The following is a 6,146-nucleotide window of genomic DNA, read 5'->3' as shown; positions in this document are numbered from 1 at the left end:
AAACCCTGGTACCGCGGTGCCTCAGACAGACCGCGGTGGATGGATTTGGGGCGGCTTCGCCACCCAGCGCGGGGCAAGCCCGCTCACTACAGAGGCGGTGTTGCTCCTGTCATCTCTTAACTGACTGGCGTTAGGGCTTGCCCCCGATGGCGGTGTGTCAGTCTCAATTCCTGTGACTGATCGAACGCTATCGGGGGCCCACATTTTCAAGCAAGATTACTTAACCGCCCAGGTACGCCTCACGCACCTTCGGATCGGTCAGCAACTGCTCGCCAGTCCCCTGCATCACCACCCGACCGTTTTCCAGCACATAGGCCCGGTCAGCGATTTTCAGCGCCTGGTTGGCGTTCTGCTCCACCAGGAACACCGTCACACCGTCCTTGCGCAGCTGTTCGATGATGTCGAAGATCTGCTGGATGATGATCGGTGCCAGGCCCAGGGACGGCTCGTCCAGCAACAACAGCTTGGGCTTGCTCATCAGCGCCCGGCCGATGGCGAGCATTTGCTGCTCGCCGCCGGACATGGTGCCGCCGCGTTGGCTGAAGCGTTCCTTGAGGCGAGGGAACAGGTGCAGCACCTTGTCCATCTGTTCCTGAAAGTCGCCCTTGTCGGTGAAGAACCCGCCCATGGCCAGGTTTTCTTCCACGGTCAGGCGCGAGAACACGCGACGGCCTTCCGGCACCACGGCAATGCTCTTGCGCATGATGTGCGAGGACTGCTGGCCCACCAGCTCTTCACCCATGTAGCGGATGCTGCCGCTGTGGGCTTGCGGTGAACCACACAAGGTCATCAGCAAGGTCGACTTGCCGGCACCATTGGCGCCGATCAGCGTGACGATCTCACCCTGGCGCACTTCCACGTTGACGCTGTGCAGGGCCTGGATCTTGCCGTAGAAAGTGGAAACGTTTTCGAATTGCAGCATTTTACGCTTCCCCCAAATAGGCTTTGATCACTTCCGGATTGTCGCGGATCTGCTCTGGCGACCCATCGGCCAGCGGCGTGCCCTGGTTGATCACCACGATGTGGTCGGAAATGCTCATGACCAGTTTCATGTCGTGTTCAATCAGCAGCACCGTGACGTTGTGCTCCTCACGCAGCACGCTGATCAGCGCCTTGAGGTCTTCGGTTTCCTTGGGGTTCAGGCCGGCGGCCGGTTCGTCGAGCATGAGAATGCGCGGGCGCGTCATCATGCAGCGAGCGATTTCCAGGCGACGTTGCTGACCGTAGGCCAGGGTGCCGGCAGGGCGGTTGGCAAACTCGGTCAGGTTGACCTTATCCAGCCAGTACGCCGCGTATTCCATGGCCTCGCGCTCGCTCTTGCGGAACGATGGCGTCTTGAACAGACCGGCCAGGAAGTTGGTGTTCAGGTGACGGTGCTGGGCGATCAGCAGGTTTTCGACCGCCGTCATGTCCTTGAACAACCGCACGTTCTGGAAGGTCCGTACCACGCCCTTGCGGGCGATCTCGTGACCGGCCAGGCCTTGGATCGGCTGACCATCCAGCAGGATGCTGCCACCGCTCGGCTTGTAGAAACCGGTGAGGCAGTTGAACACCGTGGTCTTGCCGGCGCCGTTAGGGCCGATCAACGCAACCACCTGTTTCTCTTTCACGATCAGGGCCACGCCGTTGACCGCCAGCAAGCCGCCGAAGCGCATGCTCAAGTTTTCGACTTTCAGGATCTCGCGGCTCATTTGCGCAGCTCCATGTGTGGACGTTGCATGGGCAGCAGGCCTTGAGGACGCCAGATCATCATCAGCACCATCATGGCGCCGAACATCAACATGCGGTATTCGCTGAACTCACGCATCATTTCCGGCAGCAGGATCATCACGATTGCGGCCAGGATCACGCCCAATTGCGAGCCCATGCCACCCAGTACCACGATGGCGAGGATGATCGCCGACTCGATAAAGGTGAACGACTCCGGGGTCACCAAACCTTGGCGAGCGGCGAAGAAGCTACCGGCAAAACCGGCGAACGCAGCACCCAGGGTGAACGCGGAGAGCTTGATGACGGTTGGGTTCAGGCCCAGGGCGCGGCACGCGATTTCATCTTCGCGCAGCGCTTCCCATGCACGGCCAATCGGCATGCGCAGCAGGCGGTTGATCACGAACAGGGCGGCCAGTGCCAGCAACAGCGCCACCAGGTACAGGAACACCACTTTGCTCACCGGGTTGTAGTCGATCCCGAAGTATTCGTGGAAGGTCTGCATACCTTCTGCGGCGCTGCGGTCGAACGACAGCCCGAAGAACGTCGGCTTCGGAATGCTGCTGATACCGTTGGGACCACCGGTGATATCCGTGAGGTTACGCAGGAACAACCGGATGATTTCACCGAAGCCCAGGGTCACGATGGCCAGGTAGTCACCGCGCAAACGCAACACCGGGAAGCCCAGCAGGAAGCCGAACGTCGCTGCGGCCATACCCGCCAACGGCAAGCAGATCCAGAAGCTCCAGCCCAGGTAGTGCGAGAGCAACGCGTAGGTGTAGGCACCCACCGCATAGAAGCCCACATAACCCAGGTCGAGCAGACCGGCCAGGCCCACCACGATGTTCAGACCCAGGCCCAGCAACACGTAGATCAGGATCAGGGTGGCGATGTCGACGGCGCCGCGCGAGCCGAAGAACGGCCAGATCAGCGCAGCGATGATCAACGCGATGATGATGTAGCGCTGGGTACGCGGCAGGGTCAGGAATTGGCTGACCTTGGGCGATACCAACGGGCCACGGTTGCTTTTGAGCAAGGCACTGAACTGATCGCTGAACAACACGCGCAGGAACATCAGCACCGAACACAGGGCGATGACGGTCAGGGTCACGGGACCGGTGCCGTGCACTTCCAGGTTGATGCCGACAATGCTCAGCTTGAGGCCGAGTACCGGAAAGGCCACGGCCCAGACCAGCAAGGCGCTGAAAAACGCCGGTTTAAGATATCTGCTCATACTTTCTCAACCTCCGGACGGCCCAGGATGCCGGTCGGACGGAACAACAGCACCAGAACCAACAGGCCGAACGCCACGACGTCCTTGTATTGGTCGCCGAACACATCGGCGCCGAACGCTTCGGCCACACCCAGCACCAGGCCACCGAGCATCGCGCCCGGGATACTGCCGATGCCGCCCAGGACCGCCGCGGTAAAGGCCTTGAGGCCCACCAGGAAACCGGCGTTGGGGTTGATCACGCCGTACTGCATGCTCAGCAGCACCGCCGCGACGGCGGCCAGTGCGGCACCGATCACGAAGGTCAGGGCGATGATGTTATTGGTGTTGATGCCCAGCAGGTTGGCCATCTTGATGTCTTCGGCGCAAGCCCGGCAGGCGCGCCCCAGACGGGAGCGGGAGATGAACAGGGTCAGGCCCAGCATGGCCACCAGGGTCACGACGAAAACCAGCACCTGCATGTACGAAACCAGCACTTCTTGTGCGCCACCTGGGCCGAAGGAGAAGCTCCCCGGAATCAGGTTGGGAATGGACTTGTCCTTGGAGTCCTGGGACAGCAATACGGTGTTTTGCAGGAAAATCGACATGCCGATGGCGGAAATCAGCGGGATCAGACGGTTGCTGCCGCGCAAGGGGCGATACGCAACCCGTTCGATACTGTAGCCATAGGCACTGGTCACGATGATCGACGCAAGGAACGCGGCGGTCATCAACAGCGGCAGGGAGTGGATCCCCATCATGGCCAGCCCGGCAAGGGCGATAAAGGCCACGTAGGAACCAATCATGTACACCTCGCCATGGGCGAAGTTGATCATTCCAATGATGCCGTAAACCATTGTGTAGCCAATGGCTATCAAGGCATAGGTGCTGCCAACGGTCATGCCGTTAACCAGCGTTTGGAAAAAATGATAGATCTCAGGCATTACAGCGCTCCTAAAAACCCGATACGCATTTCACTGGTGGAGTCATGTTCCGGCCTTGGGCTGTGTTCTGTGAGCACATTTGCCCAACGCGTTTGCCAGCGAACCGCTGGTGACGGTTTTAAGATTTTCAGGTGAGCCAGCGCCCGGATCGCGGGTGACAGGCCCATAAACCTCGTAAAACAAAGCCCACTGCTTTCACAGTGGGCTTGTAGGGCCAGTAACGCCTGGCTTACTGAGGGGAAACTTCGGTTTTAGGTTTGCCGAAGTGCCATTCGTAGACCACGAACTTGAAGTCCTTCAGGTCGCCCTTGGCGTCGAAGCTCAGGTCGCCAGTCGGGGTCTTGAAGGTGCCTGCGTGGATGGCCGCAGCCACTTTGGCAGTGTCTTCGCTCTTCGCGGCAGCGATACCGCCGGCGATCACTTCAACAGCCGAGTAGGACGGGAACACGAATGGGCCGCTTGGGTCTTTTTTGTCGGCTACGAGGGCGTCGACGATGGCTTTGTTCGCTGGGTCTGCGTCAAAGGATTTCGGCAGGGTCACCAGCAGGCCTTCGGAAGCGCCCTGGGCGATTTGCGAGATGGAGTCGTTGCCGACGCCTTCTGGGCCCATGAACTTGGCGTTCACGCCTTTTTCCTTGGCTTGGCGCAGAATCAGACCCAGCTCAGGGTGGTAGCCGCCGTAGTAAACGAAGTCGACGTTGGCTTGCTTGAGCTTCTGGATCAGCGAGCCGAAGTCTTTGTCGCCGGCGTTGATGCCTTCAAAGAGGGCGACTTTCACGCCTTTCTTCTCGAGGGTCTGTTTAACGGCGGTGGCGATACCTTCACCGTACTGCTGCTTGTCGTGAATGACCGCAACGACTTTTGGCTTCACGTGGTCGGCGATGTAGTTACCCGCTGCAGGGCCTTGGGCGCTGTCCAGGCCAATGGTGCGGAACACCAGTTTGTAGCCACGGGAAGTGATGTCCGGGCTGGTGGCCGCGGGGGTGATCATGATCACGCCTTCGTCTTCATAAATATCGGACGCTGGCTGAGTGGAGCTGGAGCAGAGGTGGCCGATCACGTACTTGACGCCATCGTTGACCACTTTGTTGGCAACGGCAACGGCTTGTTTAGGATCGCAAGCGTCGTCGTATTCCTTGGCTTCAAGCATCTTGCCGTCAACGCCGCCCTTGGCGTTGATGTCTTTGATGGCTTGATTGGCACCCATGAATTGCATGTCACCGTATTGCGTTACCGGGCCGGTTTTAGGGCCGGCAATGCCGATCTTGATGGTGTCGGCTGCGAACGAATGGCCGGCAACCCCAGCCAGGACCATAGCGGCAAACAGTTTGGAAATCTGCTTAGTAGCCTTATTCATAGTGCTCCACTCTTACTGTTGTATTTTTTATAGTTCTAGCGGCCTTGTGAGCTGCAGAACCGGATCGGATATCTCGGATATCCCCCCCGGCAGTGCCCTGGCAACTGTACCGGTACAGTGTAGAGCGCCGGTTGATCGCTTGAAAAGCTGGCTGCTGGGGGCAAAACCCGGGCGTGTCGCTTAAATGAAAGAAAAAGACAGAATTGCGGCGGTCTGATGCCAGAGTTACCGGCGATCCTTGGCTTTCCTGACACTTTCATTGGTTCACTCATTTGCAACTGGGTTTTTCTACAAGGGCCTCGACGTTATGATTGCGCCGATTTTTTCCTCAGGTGAATTCCCATGACGCAAGAACCTAGCACCCTCTATGCCAAGCTGCTCGGTGAAACCGCCGAAATATCCTGGAAGGAGCTTGAACCGTTCTTTGCCAAGGGTGCCCTATTGTGGGTCGACGCCGGCCTGGATTTGATCGAAGCCGCCGAGGGGATGGCCGAAGACAACCGTGACAAAGTCGCCGCCTGGCTGGCCGCGGGCAGCCTCGGCGAAGTGTCTGCGACGCGGGCGTTGGACCTGGTAGAGCGCGATCCGAGCTTGTGGGCGGTGGTGGTTTCGCCGTGGATTCTGATCCAGGAAAGGGCGTCTTAAGAAAGTCGCGCACGAAAATGGTGCGCGTTTTTCGCCGCTACAAGTGTGTAGCGGAGTAACCGCTGAAGCAGTGATGGCATCTTGCCGTAGAGAAAGGTCACAGCCAGGGGTGACGTGCGCGTCATGGGCACAGTTTCAAAGGTCACTTGAAGTGAGATGAATTGTTTCTAGTTGTGGCCAGGATGCGCTTTTCTGTTGGCTGATCCATGGCTATCGCAGGCAAGCCAGCTCCCACATTTGAATTGCATTCCAAGTGTGGGAGCCGGCTTGCCTGCGATGGGGG

6 protein-coding genes are annotated in these 6,146 nt (G+C 58.8%); 1 reads left to right on the top strand and 5 read right to left on the bottom strand.

Translation table 11 applies throughout. The features are described 5' to 3' along the window. Nucleotides 1-220 precede the first annotated feature (220 nt). The 5 genes from DYL61_RS26995 to DYL61_RS26975 all read right to left on the bottom strand — a co-directional run bounded on the left by DYL61_RS26995 (nucleotide 221) and on the right by DYL61_RS26975 (nucleotide 5,218). Entirely contained in the window at nucleotides 221-922 is a 702-nt protein-coding gene (locus DYL61_RS26995) for an ABC transporter ATP-binding protein (RefSeq protein ID WP_105698646.1), read from the bottom strand. Nucleotide 923: 1 nt separating this feature from the next. Next, on the bottom strand, nucleotides 924-1,691 hold the full coding sequence (gene livG / locus DYL61_RS26990) for a high-affinity branched-chain amino acid ABC transporter ATP-binding protein LivG (RefSeq protein ID WP_135310870.1): 768 nt from the start codon (nucleotides 1,689-1,691) through the stop codon (nucleotides 924-926). Further along, nucleotides 1,688-2,941 (bottom strand): high-affinity branched-chain amino acid ABC transporter permease LivM, encoded by a 1,254-nt coding sequence (locus DYL61_RS26985; protein ID WP_135310869.1) that lies wholly within the window; start codon nucleotides 2,939-2,941, stop codon nucleotides 1,688-1,690. The genes livG and DYL61_RS26985 overlap by 4 nt, the downstream gene beginning before the upstream one ends. Further along, a complete protein-coding gene (gene livH, locus DYL61_RS26980; RefSeq protein ID WP_135310868.1) occupies nucleotides 2,938-3,861 on the bottom strand; it encodes a high-affinity branched-chain amino acid ABC transporter permease LivH in 924 nt (307 codons plus the stop codon). The genes DYL61_RS26985 and livH overlap by 4 nt, the downstream gene beginning before the upstream one ends. Before the next feature lie 229 nt (nucleotides 3,862-4,090). After that, a complete protein-coding gene (locus DYL61_RS26975; RefSeq protein ID WP_135310867.1) occupies nucleotides 4,091-5,218 on the bottom strand; it encodes a branched-chain amino acid ABC transporter substrate-binding protein in 1,128 nt (375 codons plus the stop codon). A 342-nt stretch (nucleotides 5,219-5,560) separates the two neighbouring features. On the opposite strand from DYL61_RS26975, the gene DYL61_RS26970 reads away from it, so the two are divergent. After that, a complete protein-coding gene (locus DYL61_RS26970; RefSeq protein ID WP_135310866.1) occupies nucleotides 5,561-5,863 on the top strand; it encodes a DUF2288 domain-containing protein in 303 nt (100 codons plus the stop codon). Nucleotides 5,864-6,146 lie beyond the last annotated feature (283 nt).

Origin of the sequence: Pseudomonas nabeulensis (assembly GCF_004682045.1) — a bacterium.
GTDB lineage: Bacteria > Pseudomonadota > Gammaproteobacteria > Pseudomonadales > Pseudomonadaceae > Aquipseudomonas > Aquipseudomonas nabeulensis.
This window is presented reverse-complemented; position numbering and strand designations above follow the sequence as displayed.

Coding starts and splice junctions, on each gene's coding strand:
- DYL61_RS26995 (WP_105698646.1), bottom strand. CDS start 922: ATGCTGCAATTCGAAAACGTTTCCACTTTCTACGGCAAGATCCAGGCC.
- livG (WP_135310870.1), bottom strand. CDS start 1,691: ATGAGCCGCGAGATCCTGAAAGTCGAAAACTTGAGCATGCGCTTCGGC.
- DYL61_RS26985 (WP_135310869.1), bottom strand. CDS start 2,941: ATGAGCAGATATCTTAAACCGGCGTTTTTCAGCGCCTTGCTGGTCTGG.
- livH (WP_135310868.1), bottom strand. CDS start 3,861: ATGCCTGAGATCTATCATTTTTTCCAAACGCTGGTTAACGGCATGACC.
- DYL61_RS26975 (WP_135310867.1), bottom strand. CDS start 5,218: ATGAATAAGGCTACTAAGCAGATTTCCAAACTGTTTGCCGCTATGGTC.
- DYL61_RS26970 (WP_135310866.1), top strand. CDS start 5,561: ATGACGCAAGAACCTAGCACCCTCTATGCCAAGCTGCTCGGTGAAACC.